Here is a 22,622-nt window from a genome sequence, read left to right as displayed (position 1 = left end):
GTCAGCTCGCGGCCGCCGGCACGGCCTTGCCTTCCTTGACCAGGCCGATCTTCGTCTCGTGGATGCCGACGCCGGACTCGTCGTAGTTGTACTGACCGAGCAGACCGTCACGTTTGACGCCGCGAATCGCGTCGGCCAGCTTCTGTCCGCCCTCACCGCCTGTTTGCTTGAGTGCTTCGATCATGATCGACGCGCCGTCGTACGCCTTGGCGACGTGCAGCCGTGCCTCCTCGCCGTACACCGCCTTGTACTTGGCGGCGAACTCCTTGATCGCGGGGCTCGCCTCGTTGCTGAGGTACGGCGAGCTGACCACAGAACCCTCCGCGTTCGCCAGGCCCGCGGTGGTTGCGTAGACGTCTGTGCCCATCGGCGCGCCGCCGGCGAAGACCGCCTTCAGGCCGAGTTCACGGGCCTGCTTGGCGATCAGCCCGGACTGGACCTCCTCGGCGCCGATGAACAGCACCTCGGGGTTCTGCTGGCGGATCTTGGCCAGGTTGGAGTTGAAGTCCTTCTGCTCAGGGGTGACCACCTCGTCGGCGACCGGTGTCACGTTGCGCTGCTTGAGTGACTTCAGGAAGGCGTCGTGCTCGCCGCTGCCGTAGGCGCCGTTGTTGCTGATCAGCGCGATCTTCTTGGACGCCTTCTCGTCGACCAGGTACTTGGCGAGCGTCTCGTCGAAGGTGACGCTGGTCGGCGCGTTGAGGAACAGGAACGGGCTCTTCAGGTCGGCCAGCTTCGGCGATTGGCCAGAGGTGATGTTCGGGATCTTGGCGGTCTTGAGGATCGGGGCCATCGCCAGTGTCACCGCGCTCTCCGCCGTGCCCAGCATCGCGACGTACCCGTCCGCCGAGATCTTGCGAGCCAGGTTGGTGCCGACGGTCGGGTCGCCCTGGTCGTCGAACAGGTCGAGCTGGACCTGGCGGCCGTTGACACCGCCGGCCTTGTTGGCCTCGTCGACGGCCAGCTTGACGCCCTTGTTCTCCCACTTGCCGAGCGAGCTGAGCTGCCCGCTCTGGGCGTTGATGTTGGCGACCTTGATGGGTCCTTCGGTTTTCTGCCCCGACCCGGAGTCCTCCCCGGGAGGGGCGCAGGCGGTCAATGCCACCAGCGTGACGGCAACGATCGTGAGCTTCACGGTTCACCTCTTCTCAGGCGTGGAACACGCCTTGGTAAATGTCTTTGATGTTCCAGTGGCCCGGAGTGGGGACCGGCTCGTTGACCATCGGCACGTCGACGACCGCCGGCCTACGGTTCGCGACGGCCTGGCCCAGGGCGACGGCCAGTTCGTCCGGTGCGGTGACGGCGTACCCGTCGGCTCCGCAGGCGGTCCCGAGCGCCGCGAAGTCGGGAGTGGCGGCGAAATCGCAGCCGTAGCTGCGACCGAAGAACGAGGACTGCAGGTCGGAGATGGTTCCGTGCGACTGGTTGTTCATCACGACGAAGATCACCGGCGCGCCCTGCTCGACAGCCATCGGCAGAGCAGGCAACTGCGCGCTCATCCCGCCGTCCCCGATCAGGGCGACGACGGTTCGGTCTGGCTGGGCCAGCTGGACGCCGACCGCGGCGGCCGGCCCGAAACCCATCGTCGACGCGCCGCCGGGAGTGATGAAGCGGCCCTCGTCAGGCAGCTGGTAGCACTGCGCGACGCCGTTCTTGTTCCAGCCGACGTCAGTGACCAGTACCGCGTCGGACGGCAGCGCGGCGCGCAGATCGGTCAGAATCCGTTGGGGTCTCAGCGGGAAGGCGTCACTCGAGTCGCGCACGAAGGATGCCGTACGAGTCGCGCGGATCGTCTCGCGCAACTCGTGCCGCTCCACCGCGGGATGCGACTTGACGGCTTCGCCGATGGCACGGATCGCCAGGCCTGCGTCGGCGACCGCCCCGATGGCGACCGGGTAGCTGCGGCCGAGCTCGGCCGGATCGATGTCGATCTGGATCAACGTGCTGTCGCCGAAGTCCCAGGTGTAGCGCGGATCCCACGAACTGGCGTCGGTCTCGGCGAAGCGAGTGGCGACGGCAAGTACAACATCCGCGGTGCGCGCGTAGTCGTTGGTCAGGTCCAGACCCCAGAACCCGGTCATTCCCAGCACCAGTGGATGGCTGTCCGGGACGGTGCCCTTGGCCATCAGCGAATGCGCGATCGGGATGTCGAGATGCTCGGCCAGCCCGATCAGCACGTCCTGCGACTCGCGCAACCCGCCGCCGACGTAGATCAACGGCTGCTCGGCGCCGGCCAGTTCTGCGGCGATCCGCTCGGCGGTGTTCGTCGGCAGGTCCGGACGTTCCGCGTGGCTCGGCTTCGGGTACGGCGCCGCCGGCCTGCTGAACACATCCATCGGCACGTTGACCAGGACTGCCCCTGGCCGCCCGGTCGTGGCCGTCCAGAAGGCGCGTTCGACCGCGCGGCCGAGCTCCTCGGTGTGCTGGACATCCCAGACCCGCTTGGCGAACGGCCGGAAGACCGCCGACTGGTCCCCATCGGCGTGGAGGTTGATCTCCTGATGCGGATGCCGTCCCCGGTAGTACGACGGGATGTCGCCGGAGATGACCACGAGCGGCACGGAATCCAAAGCGGCCGTCATCACTCCGGTGGCCGCGTTCGTCAGTCCCGGCCCGACGTGCACGAGTACGACTCCGGGCTTGCCCGAGGCGCGCGCGTAACCGTCGGCCGCGTGCGCAGCGGCCTGCTCGTGCCGTGCGATCACGAAGTGGATCGGGCTCCGGCCGAGGGCGTCCAGGACGGCGATGTTGGTGTGACCGCAGGTGCCGAAGACAACCTCGACGCCATGGTCCTGGAGCTGCGCGACAAGCGCCTCGGCAGCTGTACTCATCGGTCCCCCCAGATCGACATCCCGCGCAGCAGCAAGGTCTTGGTCACGGTGAAGTCCTCGATCAGCCAGCGCGGCGACTCCCGGCCGATCCCGGAATCCTTGACCCCGCCGAACGGCACATGGTCGAGGCGGAAGTTCGACGAGCCGTTCACCACGAGGCCGCCGACCTCCAGTTCGCGCCAGGCGGTGACGACGCGGCGTACGTCGTACGTGAACAAGCCGGCCTGGAGGCCGTAGCGGCTCTCATTGCAGGTCGCGACGACGTCCTCGAACGTGTCGTAGGGGAGTACGGCGACGCACGCGCCGAACACCTCCTCCTGCACGAGTGTCGCGTGGGGGGTCGGTGCGGCGACGACAGTCGGCGCGCAGACGGCGCCGTCCCGACTGCCGCCGATCGTGACCGTGCCGCCCGACTCGGCGCTCCAGCGGACGACCCGTTCAGCCGCGTCGTCGTCGACCATCGAGCCGACATCGGTGTCCTCGTTGAGCGGATCGCCCACCACCAACGCCTTGACCTGGGTGGTGAAGATGTCGACGAACTCGTCGAAGCGTGCGCGTTGGACGTAGACGCGTTGCACGGAGATGCAGCTCTGACCCGAGTTGCTGTAGCCGGTCCGGGCGCAGATGGTCGCGGCCTGCTCGATATCGGCGTCCTCACACACAATGGTCGCCGCATTGCCACCGAGCTCCAGCAGCGTGCGCTTAGGCCCGGCCGCGCGGGCGACCGCGGCGCCGGCGGCAGCGCTGCCGGTGAAGCTCACCACCGCGATCTCAGGTCCTGCGCACAAGGCCGCCCCGACTTCGCCGCCGCCGTGCAGCACCTGCACTGCCTCGATGGGCATCCCTGCCTCGAGCAGCAGCTTCACCAGTTCGGTCGAGACAGCCGGCGCCTGCGGGGGAGGCTTGACGATCGTGGTGTTGCCGGCCGCGAAGCTCGCGGCCAGCTTGTGGGCGAGCAAGTTGGCGGGCGCGTTGAACGGCGTGATCGCCAGCACCGGGCCGGCCGGGGCGCGATGGGTGAAGGCGGTGTTGCCTACTCCGCGCGCCCAGCCCGCGACCGGCAACGTCTCTCCACCGATCGCACGGGCTTCCGCGGCCGCGACGGACAGGGTGTCGGCCACCCGGAGCATTTCGCCGCGACCGTCCTTGAGCGGTTTGCCCAGCTCGACGGCCAGCAGGTGCGCGAACTCGTCACGCCGCGCGGTGACCTGAGCAGCCGCGCGTTCGAGGATTTCGGCCCGCGTCGCCGGAGCCAGTCGGGCGATCGACGCGGCTGATTTCCGTGCGTAGGCGAGCGCAGCCGCGATGTCATCGGGTTGGGCTGTTCGAGCGCGGCTGACGGTGCGGCGTACGTAGGGACCGGATCGCTCTCTCGCAGAGCCGTCGGTCACCCAGTTGCCGGCCACCAGGGATCCAGCTTCGTAGATTCGGTCCATCTCACTCCGTCCGTTGGCGGTCCGGCGGCCCGTGTGCTGAATGAACTAACCGTATGGTTCATAAGCGAGTCTGACAAGAGTCCATGAAGTGGGTCAGAAGATCCGCTGAGTGGACCCCCGGTGGTAGCGTGCGAGGCACGAGATTCCCGGCGGCGGCAAGTGAGGAAGAGTGCCTGCGAACAACAGCGCGGAGACCGGCGTGCGGAGCGTGCAGAGGGCCTTCGACATCTTGTCCCTGCTGACCGAGGGGCGCCGTACTCTCACCGTTCGCGAGGTGGTCGAGGAGACCGGGCTGGCCAAGACCACGGCCCTGCGGCTGCTGCAGACGCTGGAGCAGATGGGGTTGCTGTGGGCGACCGCCAACGGCTACACCGCAGGGCCTGCGCTGTGGCGCTGGGCGCACCTGGCGAGGTCGGCGTGGGAGCTGCCGCCGGAGACGCTGCAGCTGATGCGCGAGCTGGCCTCCCGGCAGCGCGAGACGGTCAACCTCTATGTTGCCAAGGGCATCCATCGCGTCTGCATCGCGCAGCAGGAGAGCCCGCAGTCCTTGCGGCACGTGGTCCGGGTCGGGGACGAGTTGCCGTTGTGGGGCGGTGCGTCGGCCAAGATCCTGCTCCGCGACGCGCCGGCGGCTGTGCTGTCCAGGGTCGCCGCGAGTTCGCCGTACGGCAAAGGGCATGTGGACACTCTGCGCGAGTGGGTGGCCGAGGCCGAGCGGGACGGCTACGCCATCAGTCACGGCGAGCGGGAGCGAGGGACTTCGGCGGTTGCGTTGCCGGTGACGAGTGGCGCCGGGACGATCATCGCGGCGCTCACTCTGAGCGGACCGAGTGTCCGCTTCACCGATGACAAGATCGACGGGTTCGTCGCGGACCTGCGCGAGGCGGTCAAGCGGATGACCGAGCGCGGGTTCGATCACCCGTTGAGCTAGGTCCTGTCTGGTGATCCAGACAGGACCTAGTAGACCTCGACCTTCCCGGCCGGGCGGCCGTCGTTGAAGAAGTACTCGCCCTGCTTGGTGAAGGTGTACTGGTACGACTCGCCGGGTTCGAGGGCGATGTCGAAGAGTCCCTCGAAGAACTGTGTCGCGCGATGGACCTTGGCGTTGTCAGCCGGGTTGACGAAGGTGACCGTCGTACCGACAGGCACCCGGAGGTGGGTGGGGGTCACGGCGTTCACTGCGTCCGATTCGACGCTCTGGCCCATGACGCGGCCCAGTAAGACGGTGTTGTTCACGGTGCTGCCTTCGACGGGGCTGCCGGACACCGGACGTCGAATCACCGGTGGCGGCGGCGTGGCGGCCGGAGGCTGGTCGCCGCTGAGTTTGAACGCCCACAGATGGTCTCCGCGTGGGGCCGAGTTGCCGTACGGAATGCCCGTGCCGCCCGCGTAGACGGCGATGTACTGCTCCCCGTCTACCTCGTAGGCGATCGGGCTGCTGCTCACCGCGGCGCCGGTCTGCCAGCGCCAGAGCTCGTGACCGTTCTGCGCGTCCAGGCAGAGCAGGTTGCCGTCCGGCCGGCCGATGAACAGCAGGTCGGAGGCGGTGGTGAGGATACCGTTGCCATGAGCAAGTGAGTACGGCATCCGCTTCTTCCAGCGGACCCGGTTGGTGCGCGGATCGACCGCGACGATGCCGCCGGTCATGTACTCGCCCGGCGGACGGAGGCCGTTGGACGCCTCGGTCAGCGAATGGGCTGCGGCGACATAGCCGAATCCTGTGTAGACGAGTCCGCTGCGGTGACTGTACGACTGATGGTTCCAGTCGGCGCCCCCGCCGTGACCTGGGATGGTGAGGATCGGTTCGTCCCAGTGCGGGGTGTAGATCCGGCCGACCTCGAAGTTCGGTACGGCGCGGTTCGGGTTGCCGGGGATCTCGGTGCCCAACGGCTGGAGCACCGGTTTCTGTTCGGTCCAGCCACCCTGGCGAGGGAACGGCTGGGTCGGCCAGGTCTTCTGCCGTGGCTCCTGCGGGACGGGGCGCTCGTCGATGCCGAGTGGCGCCGAGCCGTCGCGTCGGTCGAGGAGGTAGTACATGCCGGTCTTGCTGCCGTAGACGACCAGCTTGTGGTGCGGTGTGTCGACCAGGACCGGCGCCATCACGTTATCCATGTCCCAGATGTCGTGGTGGATCGACTGGAAGTGCCAGCGGTATTCGCCGGTTTTCAGGTCGAGCGCGACGATGGAGTTGGCGAACAGGTTCTGGCCACCGCGTTGCGAGCCGTCCTGGGATGACTGACTGCCACGGGCGTTGCCGAATGTCCAGTAGGCCAGCCCGAGGTCCGCGTCGATCGCGCAGTGCATCCACGGTGTCGCGCCCCCGGTCAACGCGGACTCTCCCTCCCAGGTGTCGCCGCCGAGTTCGCCGGGAGCTGCCGTACCCCAGAAGTGCCAGAGCGGATCGCCGGTCTCGGCGTCGAAGCAGAGCGCCGCACCGCGTGGACCGTCGTTGGTGCCGCAGTGGAGCCGGCCGTCGTGATAGACGATCGCGACCTTCTCGAGGTTGCCGTAGTCGTTGTGCTGCCGTTCCCAGACGACCTGACCGGTGTGCTGGTCCAGCGCGATGAGCCAGTTCCCGTTCGCGCACGTGAAGACCTTTCCCGCGCCGATCGCGACGCCGCGCCGGGTGAGTGGTCCGCGCGTCTGCAGGTACTTCCACTTCGTGGCGCCGGTGCGGCCGTCCACCGCGATGACGTTGCCCAGCGCGGACTCGATGTAGAGAACGCCGTCGACTGCCACGGCGGTGCTCTGGCTGTTGCCCGCCATCGCACCACCCTCGATGTTGTTGACCCAGGCCCCTTTCAGGCGGTTGATGTTGCCGCGGTGGAGGCGGGCCAAGGTGCTGTAGTTCTGGTTGCCCAGATTGCCGCCGACCTTGGGGAAGTTCCGGCCGGGCAACTCGGGCTGCGGTGGCTTCGTAGCCTCCGCGGTGTCTGCTTGGGTGAGGACGGGGACAAGGGCGGCGGCTTTGAGCAGGTCCCTGCGACGGAGCATGAGCGATCCCTTCATCGGTCCGCCAGGCGGACTTATGGAACCGGTGAATGGACGCACCCTAGGTCTTGTCGTGCTCAGGGTCAACGGCTACGGTCAAACCGCTATCCGGTCCTGTCGAACCGCTCTACGGACCTAGGAGTCGCCATGCGCTTCGCTCTCGTCACCCTTCTCGTCGGCCTGGTCCTCTCCCCTCCGGGCGCACAGAACCTGGGCGATCCCGACTACGGCGTCTGCCGTGGCACGGACGCCCGGTGCTACCACGACTGGGGAAACTTCGACCCGGCCAACGGCTACCGGCTGCTCGTTTACTCCCGTACGGCGGGACCACGGCACGCCCATCTCGGTACGCTGCTCGCGCCGGGGCTCAACCCTCCGTTGAACGACAACAACGTGGCGGTGAAGGCGATCGTGAAACTGGGGGCGGAGAACGGGTTCGCCGTCGACTACACCGAGGATGTCGCGCAGTTGTCGTCGGCCGGTCGGCTGCTGTCGTACAACGCGGTGATGTTCCTCAGTACGACCCGCGACACCCTCGACGACGCGGCGCAAACGGCGCTTCGCCAGTACGTCCGGGCCGGCGGTGCCTTCGTCGGCGTGCACAACGCGTTCGGCACCGAGTACAACTGGCCGTGGTACGAAGGCTTGCTCGGCAACGCCAACTTCTACGATCACAGCGCCCATCAGCCCGGTGTCGTCGAAACCGTGAACAATCGCGACGTTTCCACCCAAGGACTGCCGAAGCGGTGGAACTTCAGCGACGAGTGGTACAACCTCGTGCCGGCTCCGACCCGTGTTCGCGTGTTGCTCGAGGTCGATGAGAAGACGCTGGCGCAAGGTGTCCGCGGCAGCCTCGGGCATCCAGGGCACGGTGAGAAACACCCGGTCAGTTGGTGCCAGTACTACGACGGCGGCAAGGCGTGGGTGACCACGCTCGGACATGACGTGAAGGCCTGGACGGACGAGCCGCTGGAGGGCGACCAGTTCTTCACCCAGCACCTGCTTGGTGGGATCCGGTCGGCCCTCGGGATGGCGCCGTTCTGCCGCTGACCCGTTGGCAAGCAGGTGCCGGTCGGCGTATAACTAATGAACTAGTTCGTTCATTAGTGAGGTGCGATACGAGTGCTCACAGCTGAACGTCAGACCGCCGCGCCGTTGGACACAGGTCCTCGCCCGGTGATCGCCACCTCCTGTCTGTCCGGCACCCTGGAGGACAAGCTCCGTGCCGCCGCCGCGGCAGGGTTCACCGGGGTCGAGATCTGTGAAGACGACCTGATCATGTCGCCGTGGTCGCCGCACCGAGTACGGGACGAGTGTGCGGCCCTCGGTCTGAGGATCGATGTCTACCAGCCGTTCCGGGACTTCGAGGCCGTGCCGCCTGACATGTTCGCGGCGAACCTGCGCCGAGCAGCGAGGAAGTTCGACCTGATGGAACAGCTCGGGGCCGCGACCCTCCTGGTCTGTTCAGCGGAGTCGTCGGACGTTGTGGATGACGATTCGCTGGCTGCCGAACAGCTTGGGGAGCTGGCCTCTGATGCCGAGCGCCGTGGGCTGCGCATCGCCTACGAGGCTCAGGCCTGGGGACGCCACGTGACGACGACCGCGCACGCCTGGCGAATCGTGCGAGCGGCGGACCATCCCGCGCTGGGCCTGTGTTTGGACAGTTTCCACGAGTTAGCGGGGAATGAAGAGGTCGGCGGGCTGAGCGACATACCCGGATCGAAGATCTTCCATGTCCAATTGGCCGATGCGGCGCGGCCCGGAATGGATGCGGCACAGTGGAGTCGGCATCACCGGCTGTTCCCCGGGCAGGGTGCGTTCGACCTGTCCGGCTTCCTCGAGCAGGTGTTGGCGACCGGGTACGCCGGGCCGCTGTCGCTCGAGGTGTCGAATGATGTCTACCGGCAGGGCGACCCGCGATACACGGCGATCGATGCCATGCGAGCGTTGCTCGCGTTGGAATCGCCGCCGCTCCTGCCTCCGGCGCCGCGGCTCGGTGGTCAGGCATTCACCGAGCTGGCCGTCGACGAGATCTCGGGACCTGAGCTGGGACATGCTCTCGCGACTCTTGGGTTCGTACACGTCGGGCAGCATCGGTCGAAGCCCGTACAGCTCTGGCAGCAGGGGAGCGCGCGGATCCTTCTGAACTTCGCTCCGGATCGTGCCCTGCATCCGGCGACGGCGTCGATCTGCGCGCTGGCGGTGAACAGTGCGGATCCACAGCTGTCCGCACGGCGGGCGGAACGCTTGCTGGCACCTGCCCTGCCTCGGACGCGTCGCGCGGATGAGGCGGATCTCTGCTCTGTCGGAGCACCCGACGGTACGGCGGTCTTCTTCTGCCGCAACGATTGGCTCGACGACTTCCTGCCGACAGGGGCGTCGTCGCCTGATGGACCCGTGAGTACGACCGACCACGTGTCGTTCACCGAATCGGTCGACGACTTCGATCACGCCGTACTGTTCTATCGCTGTGTTCTCGGCATGCAGTCGGACCAGATCTCGGAACTGCCGGCGCCGTTCGGTCTGATCCACCGACGTACGGCTACCGATCCTGATCACCAGGTCCGGATCAACTTGAACACCGCGCCCCTGCGCCGCGGCGATTGGGGGCCGGCGGTGCCGAGTCCCCAACACGTTGCCTTCAGCACCGATGATGCGGTGGGGGCGGCGCGGGCGATGCGTGAGCGTGGAGCTCAGCTGCTGACGATCCCGGACAACTACTACGACGATCTCGACGCCCGCCTCGGGCTGCCGTCCGGGCTGCTGGCGTCGATGCGTGAACACTCGATCCTGTACGACCGCGACGAGCACGGCGAGTACCTGCACTTCTCCACCGAGATCGTCGGTGGACACCTCTTCTTCGAGGTTGTGCAGCGCATCGGCTCGTACGAGGGTTACGGCGGGTCGAACAGCGCCGCAGTCTGCATGGCCGCCCATCGGCGTAGCCGACGGGTAACGCTACCCACCAGCCAGAACTACTCACTGGCGCATCTGACGGCGCTCAGCCTCTCACCGCCCGAGTTGGTCGAGGCGGCCGCGGAAGCGGGCTACCGGTACGTCGGGCTACGAATGACCCGGGTGACGCCGCAGGAACCGCACTACCCGCTGGCCACGGATCCAGCGCTGATGCGAGCGACGAAGAGCCGGCTCGCTGCGACAGGTGTCGACGTACTCGACGTCGAGCTGGCCAGGATCGGCCCGGACGGCAATCCGCGCGACTACCTCCGGTTCCTCGAGGCCGGCGCCGAACTCGGCGCGCGCCACGTGATCACCCAGCTGCCCGACGGGGACTTCGCTCGCAAGTCGGACCGCTTTGCCGAACTGTGCGACTTGGCCAGACCACTCGGCCTCACCATCGACCTCGAGTTCCCCTCCTGGACCGAAACCCCGAACCTCGCCGAAGCCACTCGCGTCCTGCGTACGGCGGCACGGCCGAACGCCGGCATCCTCGTCGACCTGCTGCATTTCGCCCGCTCCAACTCAAGCGTCGACGAGCTCCGCGACCTGCCCCCGGAGTGGTTCCACTTCGCCCATGTCTGCGACGCCCCAGCGGAGATCCCGCCCACCGAGGAAGGCCTCATCCACACGGCCCGCTTCGAACGCCTCTTCCCCGGCGAAGGAGGCATCGGCGTCCACACCATTCTTTCTGTTCTCCCACCCGGAATCCCTTACGCGCTGGAGATCCCACACGCCGAGCGCGTCGCCCAGTTCGGCGCCAAGGAACACGCCCGCCTGGCCATCACCGCCGCCCGCAAGCACCTCGACCCCGCCCAACCCCACATCGACGCCGCGTAGGGACGCAGGGGCTCGCCCGGTCTGCGGCGAACCGTTATGGGCGTCCGACGTTGCGCAGTCGCGATCATTCGAAGGAGCAGCTGGATGAAACGTCGAACCGTCATTACCTCAGGCGCCGTTGCCGGCGCCGCCGCGACAATCGGTGCCGCGAGCGCCACGCCCGCGCACGCCTTCGCCGCCGATCACCTGACTGCCGCCGAAAGAACAAATGCCCGACGACCTGAAACCATTGCCGCCCGCCGGCTGATCTTCGGCGTCGAGAATGTCGATTCCCGAACCGGCCTGCTACCTACAGATCGGATCGTCATTTCATGGATCACCAATTCGAGCTTCGCCGTCGCAGTGGCCGGCCGAGTGGTCCTTCTTGACACGTTCATCACTCGCCTCGAGGTAACTCCGGGGCGTACCCCATTCGTGATTAAGGACCTCGTCGACGTCGCGCCAAGTGCAGTGTTGATCGGCCACGGGCACTCCGACCATGCCGAAAATGCGGCCTACCTCGCGGGAAAGACCGGCGCAACTCTCTACGCTTCTGAGGAGACCTGTGGCGTGCTGCGCAGTGACTTCGAGCGCATCGGCGAAGACCCCGTGATTCAGAACGATCCGGTCGCACGCTTCCCGCGTGACGCGAGCCTCAACCTGGTTTCGGTGACCGCAGCGGGTTCTGTGCCTGGAACGCAAGTCCTGCGGCTCAAGTTCCTTGAGCCCTTCGCCCAGGTTGTCGCTTTTCGCCACCTGCACTCGATCGCGACACCCCCCGACCCGACGTACCCGCGCAACACTCTTATTCCACCGGATGGTGTCCTACCGGTTGACCCCCGTGATGCTGCCCTGTTCCCGGTTGGTGTCCCTCTCCGGCCTTCCGACCCGCCAGTTCGCGGACAGATGAACCTCCGCACCGGTGGAGGTGCCGGCGGGCCTGTGGCCATCTTCTACAACATCACGCTGCGCACTGGCTCACATTTCTCTCTGGGTTGGCAGGACACCATTGGCGCGCTCAGAGAGGGCAAGGGATCAGCATGGCCGGACGGCACTCCCGCCGACGGAAAGCGCATCACAGATATCCTGGAGAGGCTTGCGCCCCTGGATTTCTTCTCGGCGGCCGTCGGGACGGCAAACTTCCTCAACAACGGCTTGCGTGACCTCATCGACTATCAACAGGCGCTGCGCGCGCGAATCTTCGTCCCCAATCACCAGACCACTGGTGGGTCGGACGTGGGGGAGACGAAGGCGGTGATGCACTACGCGATTTACCTGCAGCAACTTCGCAATATGGGAATCCCCGAAAGTGAATGGCCGGACATCCGGTGGACGCTCGACCCCGCCGATTACCTCAAGCCGATCGCCTTCGACGTATCGAGGCCGGACACGACAACCCACCAGCGCAGACTCGCCCAACTCAGGCACTTCGACAAGTTCCCCTACGCAGAGACCCGGGCGCCATTGCCCTAGAGTCCCTTAGTTGAGAAGCATCTTCTCGGCCGGGATGCGGTGCAGCCTCTTGTGGTCGTACCAGCTCGTCACACCGAACCCGAACAGTGCGGTCACCACGAGCGCGACGGCCATCATCACCCAGCCTCGGGTCAGGCCGGCGTCACCCTGGGCGTCGTAGTAGAGGATGGAGCGGATACCACCCGTGATCTGCCGCAGCGGCTCGAACTCCGCGAGGAAGCGATAGAAGCCGGGCAGCGCCTCGAGCGGCGTGGTGGCGCCGGCTGTCGGCACTGCCATCCCGATGAAGACCAGCGTGACGACCAACATGCCGGGCGTACCGAAGACAGCAAGGAGGGCGAGCGCACCGACTCCGGCGACGGCTATGGCGGCCACCGAGTAGAGCGGATGCCCGTCCTGGACCGTGACGGCGGCCGGGTCGGCCAGCAGCAGGCGGGCCGCGGCGGGTAGCTTCGCTTGCCCGGGCCCGGTCCGGGTGGTCAGATCCTTGCCTACCTGGAGCGAGGCGCTCTCGGCCGCCGCCGTCGAAGCCGCCCGAGCCAGGCTGGAGCCCACGCTGCCGGCGGACTGGTTGGTCAGCACTGTCAGCGTCGGGCGAACCGGGTTCTCGATGGCCGCGGTGCTGGTCAATGCGGTCCTGGTCAATTCGGTGACCGAGGAGGTGAAGTTGCCGGGTACGACGAGCGCGCCGTACAGCTTGCCCTCGCCGAGTTGCTCCTTCAGCTCTCTCTGGTCCATCTCCTTCCAGTCGATCTTGTCCCGACTCGCGGTGGACTTCTTGATCGACTCGGTGATCTGCGCCCCCAGGTTGACCTGCTTGCCACCGACAGCAGCCCCGTTGTCTGCGTTGACCAGACCGACAGGCAGGTTCTCCAGGTGATCGACAGGATCGATGTTGGCGCCGACGTAGAAGACGGTGAACAACAGGGCGAGTACGCCCGTGATGATGCCGTTGGCGATCCACACGGGCCTGGCGCGAAGTACGCGGAAGGGGTGAACACCAGTCATGACTTACTCCGGTCTGTTGCCTTGCTGATCGTCAGCTACTCGGGCAGTCCGACCTGGTTCTCTCAGGTCAGCTTGGCTCCGGGCGGGTAGGGCGGGTGTCAGCCGGCCAGTTGGTTGAGCTTGCGGATCTGACTGTCGAAGGCCCAGGCGGGAACGAAGCGGCGCAATGTGCTGGCGCGTCCGGCCAAGGTGCCGGCGGTGTAGCGCAGCTTCGGTTTGGGGTCCGTCGCCGCCGCGACGATCACCTTGGCGACGATGGCGGGGTCGTCGCCGTCCTTGATCGCTGCCGCCATCACGCGGCCGAAGGTCTGCCGCTGCTGTGCGTACACCGGCAGCGGCATGTCGGGCTGCGTGCTGTTGGCCTCGAATCCGGTCCTGGTGTAGGCGGGTTCGACGAGCAGCGCCCGGATGCCGTACTCCCGGACCTCGTGGTCCAGGGACTGGGAGTAGCCCTCGATCGCGTGTTTGGAGGCGCCGTACACGGCCATGTAGGGCGCGGGGATGAATCCTTGCACGGACGAGAGGTTGATGATGCGCCCGCGTCCCCGGTCGCGCATGTGGGGCAGGACCTCCTTCACCATGCGCATCACTCCGAAGACGTTGATGTCGAAGACCCTTTGGGCCTGCGCGATGGAGCTTTCCTCGGCTGCACCGATCGAGCCGATGCCGGCGTTGTTGACGAGGACGTCGATACGCCCGAACCGTTCGATCACCTGCTGGACGGTGGCGGCGGCCGAGGTGTCACTGGCCACGTCGAGGTCGAGGAACGTCACCCCGTCCAGCGGGGTGACCCGCGAGGTGTCGCGGCTGGTGCCCACCACGTCGAAGCCCGCTGTGACCAGCGCGAGCGCGGCTTCCTTCCCGATGCCGGAGGACGCACCAGTCACGAGTGCCACCGGGCGAGTTGTCGTCATCATGAACTCCAGAATCCAAGAAGAAATGGTGTGTTGTGTTTTCCTACCGACTGGCCGCAACGGTAGACCAGTGAGTTGGAAATCGCAACACACCTGACTAGGGTGAGATGGTGACCGATACCCAGCCACGCACCGGCATCCGCATGGCCGAGCAACCCTTGGAAGTCCGTCCCTGCTCACTCGCAGGCGCTCTGGAAGTCCTTGGCGAGCGGTGGTCGCTCCTGGCCCTGCGCGAGATCGGCTACGGCGTGCACCGCTTCGCACGTATCGCCGGCTACACCGGGGTGTCCCGCGACATCCTCGCCGACCGACTCCGCAAGCTGGAGGCTGCCGGCGTCATCGAACGCCGGCCGTACAGCGAACACCCACCCCGCCACGAGTACCACTTCACCGAGGCCGGCCGGGAACTGTTCCCGGTCATGCTCGCGCTGTCCCAGTGGGGCGACAAGTGGGCGGTGGACACCCCAGCCCTTACCCGCCGACACTCCTGCGGCGAGCCGCTCCAAGTCGACCTGCTCTGCCACGACTGCGGCGAGCCGGTGACTCGCGAATCCATCTACGCCGAACCCGCCGAAGCCTGACCGGCGGCAACTCGGCAGGCGACTGACAGACGTACGCGCCGATAGTCTCCAGGCATGGGTGAGAGTGCGGGTAAGTCGGCAGACCTTCCCGAATCGGTAGTGCTCGAGATGCGCCGCACTGCCACCGAACTGTTGGGGAACGTGTCGTCGCTCGCCGATGACATGCTCGACTACATCCTCGTACGGATCCCAGAGGCCGGTGCTGATGACGACCTCCGCGGTCTGACGCTCGGGTCGTGCTCGTCGAACCTCGAGGCAGCGCTGTCGATGGTCCGGCACGGTATCGACGTGAGCGCCGCGACGGCGCCGGTCACGGCCCTCGAGCATGCACGCGCCATGGCTGCCCGCGGCCGGACTGGAGGCGCCCTACGCCTGCCTCGGCGGAGCCTGTGGCACCTGCAGGGCGAAGGTACTGCTGGGGTCGGTCACGATGGAACAGAACTTCGCCCTACCGCCGGCCGTTGTGGAAGCCGGCTACGTGCTCACGTGCCAAGCCCACCCCATCACGCCGTCGGCCACCGTCGACTACGACACCTGAAATCACGCCGTCGAACACGGCCTCGCTGCTTGCGTGTCAGGCCGGTGTCGCGGTGTAGGGCTCGGCGGGTGTTGGAGGGGTCGGTTAAATGGAGTTCGGAATCGGGTATCTGCCTTGTAGTAAGGGTTCTACCTTGGCTTGCAGGCTGTCGAGGACTGTCTTGGCGGGGGATTTGCCGGTGGCGATCTGCTCGATGGCGGGGGTCAGGACCTCTTGGATTGCAGGGACGTTCTTGAGGACCTGGGTGAAGTCGCGGACCGAGTTGTTGAGGCGGTAGTCGACGGCCGCCGTACGGTACTCGGGTGGGTGTACGTCGTTCTTGATCCAGGAGTCGATTGCCGCGTCGTCGGAGTAGTACTTCGTCTCGACCGGCATCCAGAGGCCCTTCTTGAAGAGGTCGCTGTTGGCGCCGTCGACGCTGTAGGCGTAGAGCTCGATCGCCTGGTCGGGATGTTTGGTGGTGGCCGACATGACCCGGCAACTGCCCGCCTCCTGGGTGATCGGTTCCTGGTACGACGGCAGGACCCCGATGCCGTACTTCAGGTCGCTTTCGCCCATGTCGAGCAGCGTCCACTGGCCGTCGATCGCCATCGCGACCCGCTTTGTCTGCAGCTGGACCGTGGTGGTCGGCGCGTTGGAGCCATCGGCGCCGCCGCCGAGTTGAGCAGGGCTGGGGGCGACTTTGTGCTTGTAGATCAGGTCCTGCAGGTCCTGGAACACCTTGACGCACTCGGGACTGTTGAGCGTGTACTTGGTGCCGGTCTCGTCCGTGACGTCGCCGCCGTTGCTGCGGATCAGTGGGTACCAGGTCCACTGCGTCGTCAACGGCGCCGAGATGCCGAACTGGCGGATGCGGTCGGGCTTGAAGCCGGAGTCGCTCGGCCGCTTGCCGTTCTGGTCGAGGGTGAGTGAGGTCGCCACCTCGACGAGGCGGTCCCAGGCCCAGGCCTTGTCAGCTGTCGCCGGCGGAACCGTCGACGGGTCGGTGAAGAGGTCCTTGTTGTACCAGAGCAGGCTGATCTCGCTGGCTGCCGGAGTTCCGGCCACCTTCTTGTCGCCGTACCAGAAGAAGTTCTGCGGCTTGCGGCCGGAGAGCTGGGCGTACTTCTCGATGTGTGGGTAGATGTTGGCGATCTTGCCCTGGTCGGCCAGCCGGTACGCGGTGGGCGCCGTCATGTACGCGACGTCGGGCAGGTTGCCGCTGGCAACGAGAGTGTTGACCTTGGTCTCGTAGTCGCCCGGCACGTGCACGGGCTGGACCTTGATGTCCGAGTGCGATTTCTGGAACTGCTGGATCATCTGCTCGATGGCGGCCTTCTCGTTGGCCGAGCCCCAGTACATGAACTGCAGGTTGGCCGACCCGCCGCTCTTCGTGGTTGATTGCCCGCCGCAACCGAACAGGCCGAGTCCGGCAGCGGTGAGAGCGCCTGCGCCGAGAAAGGTCCGGCGGGACAGGCCGGGTGGCAGAGAACGTGGATCGGTGGTCATCGCTGTCTCCTTCGCACGCGATGGAACTGTCAGGTCAGGCGGCCGACAGGTGTTTGGTGAGGTAGTCGCGCGACACCTGCAAGCCTTCGAGGACCTCGGCGCGGCTCTCCTCGTCGACGCAGAGCGTGACGTCGGGGCCGAGGGCGGTGATGGCGTCCAGGACGCTGATCAGATCCACCGATCCCTGTCCGAGCAGGCGGAACTCGTCGTCGGCGTAGTCCTTGAGATGGATGTTGTCGATCACCGAGGCGAAGTCCGTCAGCAGAGCGGGTACGTCGGTGACCCCGGACCTCAGCAGGTGCCCGGTGTCGACTGTGAGTCGAAGGGTGTTCTCGCGGACGGCACCGAAGAACACGTCGAAGTCCCGTCGATGCATCACGGGCTCGCCGGTGTGGTGGTGCAATGAGAGTGCGACGCCGTGTTCGGCCGCCTCCTCGGCGTGGTCGGACAGCTCACCCGCGAAGCGGATCAGGTCGCTGTCGTCCAATCCCTCCCGGGGTACGTCGTGGCAGATCACGACCCGCTGTGCGCCGACGGCACCGGCGAAGGCGGACAACGTGCGGAGCCGTTGCCGGCCGGCAACGTCGAGCGGGTTCATCGTGATCAGCGAGGAGACGTGACCCGGTTCGGATCCCCAGTCGTGCCGGAACCGGTCGGCGCCGGCGACCGGGTCGTCGAGGTAGTCGCCGTACTGGCCGCCCTTCAGCTGAAGGCCGGCGAATCCGTACTCGGGATAGCGGTCGAACAGCAGTCGTTGCTGTTCGGCGCCACGGGTGGGCTTGGAGAATGCGATCATCACCACGGCAAACCGTCCTTCAACGAGATGGGAGCGCCCGAGTCGGCGGACCGGTAGGCGGCGTCGAGAAGCGCGATGGTGCGCAGGTTGTCCTGGCCGCTGTTCGCGGGTTCGGTACCGGTCTCGACGGCGATCAGCAGACGGTCGAGTCCGAGGAACATCGCTTCCGAGCGGTCGCTGCCGACGAGCGGGTTGGGAATCGTCTTGGTCTCACCATCGCGGTGCAGGACTGCTTCGGCGTACCCGAGTTGCAGTGTGGCCGACGTACCGATGACGACGGTCTCGGTGCGTTCGAGGCGGCTGGAGAAGCTCTGAACATACGTGACCGGGGTGTCGCCGAAGAAGATCTGGACACTCGCGTCCGTCTCGCCGACAGCGTCGACAGCAGGGGACGAGAAGGTGCGTGCGGACAACCAGGTCGCTTCCCGGCCCAGCAACAGCCGGAATCCGTCGAACCAGTGGACGCCCATGACGGACAGCGCGTGCCGTTGCTGGTCCAGTCGCCAGCCCTTGTCCTGCCGGAAGGTCAGCTCCTGCTGCGAGATCGCGAGTACGTCCCCGATCTCACCCTGCTCGATGAGCTCACGGCCGAGACCGAAGGCGTAACTGTCCCGGAAGTTCTGGTTGACGGCGATCGGGGCACCCGTGGCCGCACAGGCGTCGACGATCGTACGGGCGTCGCCGAGGTCGAACGAGAGCGGCTTCTCCACGAAGATGGGCTTCCCGGCTGTCGCGAGCTCGAGTACGGCGGACGTGCGCACGTGGCTCGGCGTACAGACGACAGCGACGTCCCAGCCGCCTGCGTCGATCAACTGGCCGATGGTCTCGTAGGTGTGCTCGACCCCGAAGGTGTCGCGCACCCACTCCCGCCGCTCTTCGACGGGATCGCAGGCGGCGACGACCTGAACCCGGTCGGGGTGCCGTGCATAACTGGTGAGATGAGTGCGGGAGATGTTTCCCGCTCCTACCAAGGCGATCTTGTGAACGGTCATGTGCCTTCCCGTGCAATCGGCGGAGGAATCAGCCCTTGACCCCGGTGAGGGTGACGCCCTCGATGAGGTAACGCTGGGCGAAGAAGAACAGCAGGATGATCGGCAGGATGGTGGCGGTGGCCGCGGCCATCAGGTAACCCCACTGCGCGTTGTAGGTGCCCTGGAACGAGGCGAGGCCGAGGGCGAGGGTGAATTTGCTGCTGTCGTTGAGGTAGATCAGCGGATCGAGGAACTCGTTCCAGGTCCGGATGAAGGTGAAGATCCCGACCACCATCAGGGCCGGCTTCGACAGCGGGACGATCACTTGCCAGAAGACCCGCCACGGCGACGCCCCGTCGATGTACGCCGCCTCGTCGAGCTCGTACGGAATGGTCAGGAAGAACTGGCGGAGCAGGAAGACGTTGAAGATCCCGCCGCCGGCCCCGCCGAACCAGGCGGGCACGATCAACGGGTAGTAAGTGTTGATCGCCTGGGCGGCGTCCCACATCAGGAACGTCGGGACCAGCAGCACGGCCTGTGGCAGCATCAACCCGCTGAGCAGGATGCCGAAGACCACGTTGCGTCCCCGCCAGCGCAGCCGGGAGAAACTGAAGGCCGCGATCGAGCAGGTGAGCAACGTCCCGGTGACCGTGAAGACCTCGATGATCATCGTGTTCAGGAAGTACCGGGCGAACGGCTGCGCGGTCAGTGCACCGCTGAAGTTGGCCCACTCGAACGGGTGTGGGATCCATTCCGGTGGTGCGATGAACATCTGGTTGTTGTCCATCAGCGCGCTACGGACCAGCCAGATGAACGGCAGTACGGTCGGTACCACTCCGGCGATGAGTACGGCGTAGACGAGCACGCGCCGTGCCCGCCGGCGACGCTGGTAGTTCGGGTCGGTTTTGGGCTCGGTCTGCTTCTCGCGGGGGGCCGCGGTCGCTGTTGTTGTCACGGTCATCGGGCGGCTCCCATCTCGTAGTAGACCCAGCGGCGCGAGGAGCGGAACAGCACCACCGTGATGACCATGACGAGTACGAACAGCGCCCAAGCCAGCGCGCTCGCGTAGCCCATCTCGCTCTTGGTGAAGGCGGTCGTGTAGAGGTAGTACACGTAGAACGTCGACGCGTTGTTCGGGCCGCCCTGCGTCATGATGTAGGCCTGGTTGAAGACCTGGAACGTGCCGATGATGCTGGTGACCAGGTTGTAGAACAGCACCGGCGTCATCATCGGCAGCGTCACGTGCCGGAACTGCCGCCACGCTCCGCCGCCGTCGATCGCGACCGCCTCGTAGAGGTGCCGCGGCACGCCCTGCAACCCGGCCAGGAAGATCACCATGATGTTGCCGAAACCCCAGGTACTCATCAGGATCAGCGACGGCACCACTGCCGCCTCGCTGAACACCCAGTTGGAGGTGGGCATCCCCAACTGCCGCAGGGTCGAGTTCAGCAGGCCGAAGTCGGGATTGAAGATCCACAGCCACAGGACGGCGTTCGCCACGCTCGGCACCAGCGTCGGCAGGTAGTAGATGGTCCGGTAGACCCCGAGTCCGCGCACCTTCGCGTTGAGCAGCATCGCGATCGCGAAGGCGACGATCAGCGTCAGCGGCACCGCGCCCAGCGTGTAGTACGTCGTGACGCCGAGCGACTTCAGGAAGAGCGGATCACGGGTGAACATCTGCAGGTAGTTGTCGACGCCGACGAACGACGCCGCCGAGCCGATGGTCCAGTCGGTCAGGCTGATCACCGCCGACGCCGCCATCGGCACCAGCGTGAAGACGATGAACCCGACGATGGCGGGCATCGCCAGCAGCAGTCCCCAGCGACGCTCGAGCCGGCTCTGTCCGCTGACGCCGTGCTTGGTCTTCATGGTCAACTCCCCGCCTCACGGTCGTCGCTACTCGCCGACGACCTTCCGGTCAGGGGTGGAGAAGGCGATCATCAGGACCGCGGGCTCGGACCCGACGTTGCGGGCGTTGTGCACGGTCCCCGCCGGGATCGAGATGGTGTCGCCGGCCGACATCGGCAGTTGGCTCTCGCCGAGCCGATGGTCGATCGTCCCGCTGATCACGTGCAGCACCTCGTCGCAGTTCGGGTGGTAGTGCGGCGGGTTCTGCCGACCAGGCTCGATCGTGCAGCGACCGACCGTCATCGTGTCGGAGTTGCCGATGGCCCCCGACACCATCCACTCGAGCCGGCCCCAGTCCTGGGGTTCGACGACGGCTTGGTCGAAAGGGGTCAATCCACCACGGCCCACGATGTGCTCCTGACGTCGATGTGTTCGCCTGCAGTCATCCTGGGAGCACGACAGGAACTGCGACAGTGCCAATTCGGCACTCATGGGTGGAACGGACTAGGTGCGCCTCCTAAGCCCGCTTGCCGACGATCCGCCAGGCCTCGGTGAGCATCCGTACGCCGGCCCGCAGCTGATCGTGGCCGGCCGCGAACCCGATCCGCAGATGGTCGTCGAACGCGTCGACGCAGCTGAAGGTCGTTCCGGGCAGCAGTTGTACGCCGAGGCGCTCCGCCCGTTGGACGAGACTGGTTGCAACCGGCGCCGGCAGCCGGACCCACAATGACGCGCCACCGACCGGCTCAACCGGTTCGCACTCCGGGAGGCACTCCGCCAATGCGGTCAGTACGACGTCCCGGGCCGCGCCCAGCACCCGGCGGCGCTCGGCCCGGGCCTCCTCGATCCGGGGCAGCAGCCGTGCGGTGGTCACCTGCGCGAGCAATGAGGTGCCGAGGTCTTCGCCAGCCTTCATCGAGGCCAGTGACGCGACCGTTCCAGGATCGGCCCTCAGCCAGCCGACGCGAAGGCCACCCCAGAACGACTTGCTGACCGAACCGACGGTGATCACGCTGGAGCCCCAGGCGGCCATCGGCGTCGCCGGCGGACCGTCGATCATGGCGTCCGCCAGCGTGGTGTCGTCCAGCACCGTGAGGCCGAGTGACTCCGCGGTGATCGCGAGCTGCCGTCGCCAGCCGGGGTTGATCACCGTCCCAGTCGGATTGTGCACCGTCGACTGCATCACGAGCAGCCGCGGCCTGGAACGTCGTACGGCTGCGACGAGCTCGGAGGTCTCGATGCCGTACGGGCCCCGCCGGACCGGTTCAAGCCTCGCCCCGGCGGCACGCAGTACTTCGATCACGCCGCGGAACGACGGTTCCTCGACCAGCGCCACCGAGCCCGGCTCGAGCATCGACACCGCGGCCATCCGCATCGCCTGCTGCGCGCCGGAGGTGATCAGGATCTGGTCGGGTGTGGTCGGCAGGCCGATCGAGCTGTAGTAGCCGGCGACCTCGACTCGCAACGCCGGCAGGCCCTCGGGGAGGTATCCGTGGGACTCGACCAGCGGCGCGAGCTCGGGACCGACGACCGATGCCGCGTCGACCACGAGGCTGAGGCCGGGCAGGGCGGCGCTGCGCAGGTCGATGCGGTGGCCGGCGCCGGTGGCCGGTGCCAGGAAGGACTCGAAACGGTCGTCGCCGCGGACTCCGAGGAACTGCCGGGCAGAGCTGACGTAGGTGCCGTCACCGCGCCGACTGGTCAGGATGCCGTCGCCGCGGAGCTCGTCGAATGCCGCACCGACGGTGTTGCGGCTGACATCGAGTGCTTCGGCGAGCGCGCGTTCGGACGGCAGCCGGACTCCGGCGGCCAGCTTTCCGGAGACCACGAGCATGCGGAGATGGCTCGCGAGCTGCGTGTGCAGAGCCCCGTCGCCGAGGCCCCACTCGCCCATCAACCGGACCATCTGATGGACGGGCAGCGGAGTGACCAATCGGGCGGAATTGGCTCTCGTTGGCTTCATACCGGTCCTC

General features: G+C 66.5%; 19 protein-coding genes. 6 read left to right on the top strand and 13 right to left on the bottom strand.

The window, feature by feature from the left end:
* Nucleotide 1: 1 nt before the first annotated feature.
* Genes EV649_RS39640 through EV649_RS39630 form a run of 3 tightly spaced genes read right to left on the bottom strand, consistent with a single transcriptional unit; the run spans nucleotide 2 to nucleotide 4,267 of the window.
* Nucleotides 2-1,135, bottom strand: coding sequence for an ABC transporter substrate-binding protein (locus EV649_RS39640; RefSeq protein WP_130388889.1), 1,134 nt, complete (start codon nucleotides 1,133-1,135; stop codon nucleotides 2-4).
* Between the two features lie 13 nt (nucleotides 1,136-1,148).
* Nucleotides 1,149-2,831: a thiamine pyrophosphate-binding protein gene (locus tag EV649_RS39635; RefSeq protein WP_130388888.1), complete on the bottom strand. Its 1,683-nt coding sequence runs from the start codon at nucleotides 2,829-2,831 to the stop codon at nucleotides 1,149-1,151.
* Nucleotides 2,828-4,267 carry an aldehyde dehydrogenase family protein gene (locus tag EV649_RS39630; protein ID WP_130388887.1) on the bottom strand — a complete coding sequence of 480 codons (1,440 nt, stop codon included), beginning with the start codon at nucleotides 4,265-4,267 and terminating at the stop codon, nucleotides 2,828-2,830. The genes EV649_RS39635 and EV649_RS39630 overlap by 4 nt, the downstream gene beginning before the upstream one ends.
* Before the next feature lie 169 nt (nucleotides 4,268-4,436).
* On the opposite strand from EV649_RS39630, the gene EV649_RS39625 reads away from it, so the two are divergent.
* Nucleotides 4,437-5,198, top strand: coding sequence for an IclR family transcriptional regulator (locus EV649_RS39625; protein ID WP_130388886.1), 762 nt, complete (start codon nucleotides 4,437-4,439; stop codon nucleotides 5,196-5,198).
* 26 nt (nucleotides 5,199-5,224) lie between these two features.
* Here EV649_RS39625 and EV649_RS39620 read toward each other — a convergent pair whose 3' ends face one another.
* Entirely contained in the window at nucleotides 5,225-7,261 is a 2,037-nt protein-coding gene (locus tag EV649_RS39620) for a PQQ-binding-like beta-propeller repeat protein (RefSeq protein WP_198682952.1), read from the bottom strand.
* Nucleotides 7,262-7,405: 144 nt separating this feature from the next.
* Here EV649_RS39620 and EV649_RS39615 point away from each other — a divergent pair, with 144 nt between their 5' ends.
* From EV649_RS39615 to EV649_RS39605, 3 genes are all read left to right on the top strand, one after another.
* Nucleotides 7,406-8,308, top strand: a complete 903-nt coding sequence (locus tag EV649_RS39615; RefSeq protein WP_130388884.1) for a ThuA domain-containing protein — start codon at nucleotides 7,406-7,408, stop codon at nucleotides 8,306-8,308.
* Nucleotides 8,309-8,380: 72 nt separating this feature from the next.
* Nucleotides 8,381-11,053 (top strand): TIM barrel protein, encoded by a 2,673-nt coding sequence (locus EV649_RS39610; RefSeq protein ID WP_130388883.1) that lies wholly within the window; start codon nucleotides 8,381-8,383, stop codon nucleotides 11,051-11,053.
* Nucleotides 11,054-11,137: 84 nt separating this feature from the next.
* Nucleotides 11,138-12,505 carry an MBL fold metallo-hydrolase gene (locus EV649_RS39605; protein WP_130388882.1) on the top strand — a complete coding sequence of 456 codons (1,368 nt, stop codon included), beginning with the start codon at nucleotides 11,138-11,140 and terminating at the stop codon, nucleotides 12,503-12,505.
* Between the two features lie 6 nt (nucleotides 12,506-12,511).
* Here the strand turns inward: EV649_RS39605 and EV649_RS39600 are convergent, their stop codons facing one another.
* Together EV649_RS39600 and EV649_RS39595 are read right to left on the bottom strand one after the other, a co-directional pair.
* A complete protein-coding gene (locus tag EV649_RS39600) occupies nucleotides 12,512-13,513 on the bottom strand; it encodes a DUF3533 domain-containing protein (RefSeq protein WP_130388881.1) in 1,002 nt (333 codons plus the stop codon).
* A 98-nt stretch (nucleotides 13,514-13,611) separates the two neighbouring features.
* Entirely contained in the window at nucleotides 13,612-14,430 is an 819-nt protein-coding gene (locus EV649_RS39595) for an oxidoreductase (protein WP_130388880.1), read from the bottom strand.
* 107 nt (nucleotides 14,431-14,537) lie between these two features.
* On the opposite strand from EV649_RS39595, the gene EV649_RS39590 reads away from it, so the two are divergent.
* Together EV649_RS39590 and EV649_RS39580 are read left to right on the top strand one after the other, a co-directional pair.
* A complete protein-coding gene (locus EV649_RS39590) occupies nucleotides 14,538-15,008 on the top strand; it encodes a helix-turn-helix domain-containing protein (protein ID WP_241999254.1) in 471 nt (156 codons plus the stop codon).
* A gap of 325 nt (nucleotides 15,009-15,333) precedes the next feature.
* Nucleotides 15,334-15,546, top strand: coding sequence for a 2Fe-2S iron-sulfur cluster-binding protein (locus tag EV649_RS39580; RefSeq protein ID WP_130388879.1), 213 nt, complete (start codon nucleotides 15,334-15,336; stop codon nucleotides 15,544-15,546).
* Nucleotides 15,547-15,630: 84 nt separating this feature from the next.
* Here EV649_RS39580 and EV649_RS39575 read toward each other — a convergent pair whose 3' ends face one another.
* The 7 genes from EV649_RS39575 to EV649_RS39545 form a co-directional block, all read right to left on the bottom strand.
* Nucleotides 15,631-17,034 (bottom strand): extracellular solute-binding protein, encoded by a 1,404-nt coding sequence (locus EV649_RS39575; RefSeq protein ID WP_130388878.1) that lies wholly within the window; start codon nucleotides 17,032-17,034, stop codon nucleotides 15,631-15,633.
* A gap of 34 nt (nucleotides 17,035-17,068) precedes the next feature.
* Entirely contained in the window at nucleotides 17,069-17,830 is a 762-nt protein-coding gene (locus EV649_RS39570) for a sugar phosphate isomerase/epimerase (protein ID WP_241999267.1), read from the bottom strand.
* Nucleotides 17,830-18,822 carry a Gfo/Idh/MocA family oxidoreductase gene (locus EV649_RS39565; protein WP_130388877.1) on the bottom strand — a complete coding sequence of 331 codons (993 nt, stop codon included), beginning with the start codon at nucleotides 18,820-18,822 and terminating at the stop codon, nucleotides 17,830-17,832. The genes EV649_RS39570 and EV649_RS39565 overlap by 1 nt, the downstream gene beginning before the upstream one ends.
* Before the next feature lie 28 nt (nucleotides 18,823-18,850).
* The gene (locus EV649_RS39560) at nucleotides 18,851-19,762 is read right to left on the bottom strand and encodes a carbohydrate ABC transporter permease (RefSeq protein WP_130388876.1); all 912 of its coding nucleotides are present in this window, start codon (nucleotides 19,760-19,762) and stop codon (nucleotides 18,851-18,853) included.
* A complete protein-coding gene (locus tag EV649_RS39555; RefSeq protein WP_130388875.1) occupies nucleotides 19,759-20,670 on the bottom strand; it encodes a sugar ABC transporter permease in 912 nt (303 codons plus the stop codon). The genes EV649_RS39560 and EV649_RS39555 overlap by 4 nt, the downstream gene beginning before the upstream one ends.
* Nucleotides 20,671-20,697: 27 nt before the next feature.
* Nucleotides 20,698-21,057 (bottom strand): cupin domain-containing protein, encoded by a 360-nt coding sequence (locus tag EV649_RS39550; RefSeq protein ID WP_241999252.1) that lies wholly within the window; start codon nucleotides 21,055-21,057, stop codon nucleotides 20,698-20,700.
* A gap of 109 nt (nucleotides 21,058-21,166) precedes the next feature.
* Nucleotides 21,167-22,612: a PLP-dependent aminotransferase family protein gene (locus EV649_RS39545; protein WP_130388873.1), complete on the bottom strand. Its 1,446-nt coding sequence runs from the start codon at nucleotides 22,610-22,612 to the stop codon at nucleotides 21,167-21,169.
* Nucleotides 22,613-22,622 lie beyond the last annotated feature (10 nt).

It is taken from the genome of Kribbella sp. VKM Ac-2569, from assembly GCF_004216905.1.
Classification (GTDB): Bacteria; Actinomycetota; Actinomycetes; order Propionibacteriales; family Kribbellaceae; genus Kribbella.
The sequence above is the reverse complement of the archived record's forward strand: the minus strand, read 5'-3'. Positions and strand labels throughout refer to the sequence as shown.

Excerpts from the sequence above, each read along its gene's own strand:
- EV649_RS39600 (WP_130388881.1), bottom strand. The coding sequence starts at position 13,513 with ATGACTGGTGTTCACCCCTTCCGCGTACTTCGCGCCAGGCCCGTGTGG.
- EV649_RS39615 (WP_130388884.1), top strand. The coding sequence starts at position 7,406 with ATGCGCTTCGCTCTCGTCACCCTTCTCGTCGGCCTGGTCCTCTCCCCT.
- EV649_RS39555 (WP_130388875.1), bottom strand. The coding sequence starts at position 20,670 with ATGAAGACCAAGCACGGCGTCAGCGGACAGAGCCGGCTCGAGCGTCGC.
- EV649_RS39620 (WP_198682952.1), bottom strand. The coding sequence starts at position 7,261 with ATGCTCCGTCGCAGGGACCTGCTCAAAGCCGCCGCCCTTGTCCCCGTC.
- EV649_RS39605 (WP_130388882.1), top strand. The coding sequence starts at position 11,138 with ATGAAACGTCGAACCGTCATTACCTCAGGCGCCGTTGCCGGCGCCGCC.
- EV649_RS39545 (WP_130388873.1), bottom strand. The coding sequence starts at position 22,612 with ATGAAGCCAACGAGAGCCAATTCCGCCCGATTGGTCACTCCGCTGCCC.
- EV649_RS39575 (WP_130388878.1), bottom strand. The coding sequence starts at position 17,034 with ATGACCACCGATCCACGTTCTCTGCCACCCGGCCTGTCCCGCCGGACC.
- EV649_RS39630 (WP_130388887.1), bottom strand. The coding sequence starts at position 4,267 with ATGGACCGAATCTACGAAGCTGGATCCCTGGTGGCCGGCAACTGGGTG.
- EV649_RS39635 (WP_130388888.1), bottom strand. The coding sequence starts at position 2,831 with ATGAGTACAGCTGCCGAGGCGCTTGTCGCGCAGCTCCAGGACCATGGC.
- EV649_RS39595 (WP_130388880.1), bottom strand. The coding sequence starts at position 14,430 with ATGATGACGACAACTCGCCCGGTGGCACTCGTGACTGGTGCGTCCTCC.
- EV649_RS39580 (WP_130388879.1), top strand. The coding sequence starts at position 15,334 with ATGCACGCGCCATGGCTGCCCGCGGCCGGACTGGAGGCGCCCTACGCC.
- EV649_RS39560 (WP_130388876.1), bottom strand. The coding sequence starts at position 19,762 with ATGACCGTGACAACAACAGCGACCGCGGCCCCCCGCGAGAAGCAGACC.
- EV649_RS39570 (WP_241999267.1), bottom strand. The coding sequence starts at position 17,830 with ATGATCGCATTCTCCAAGCCCACCCGTGGCGCCGAACAGCAACGACTG.
- EV649_RS39565 (WP_130388877.1), bottom strand. The coding sequence starts at position 18,822 with ATGACCGTTCACAAGATCGCCTTGGTAGGAGCGGGAAACATCTCCCGC.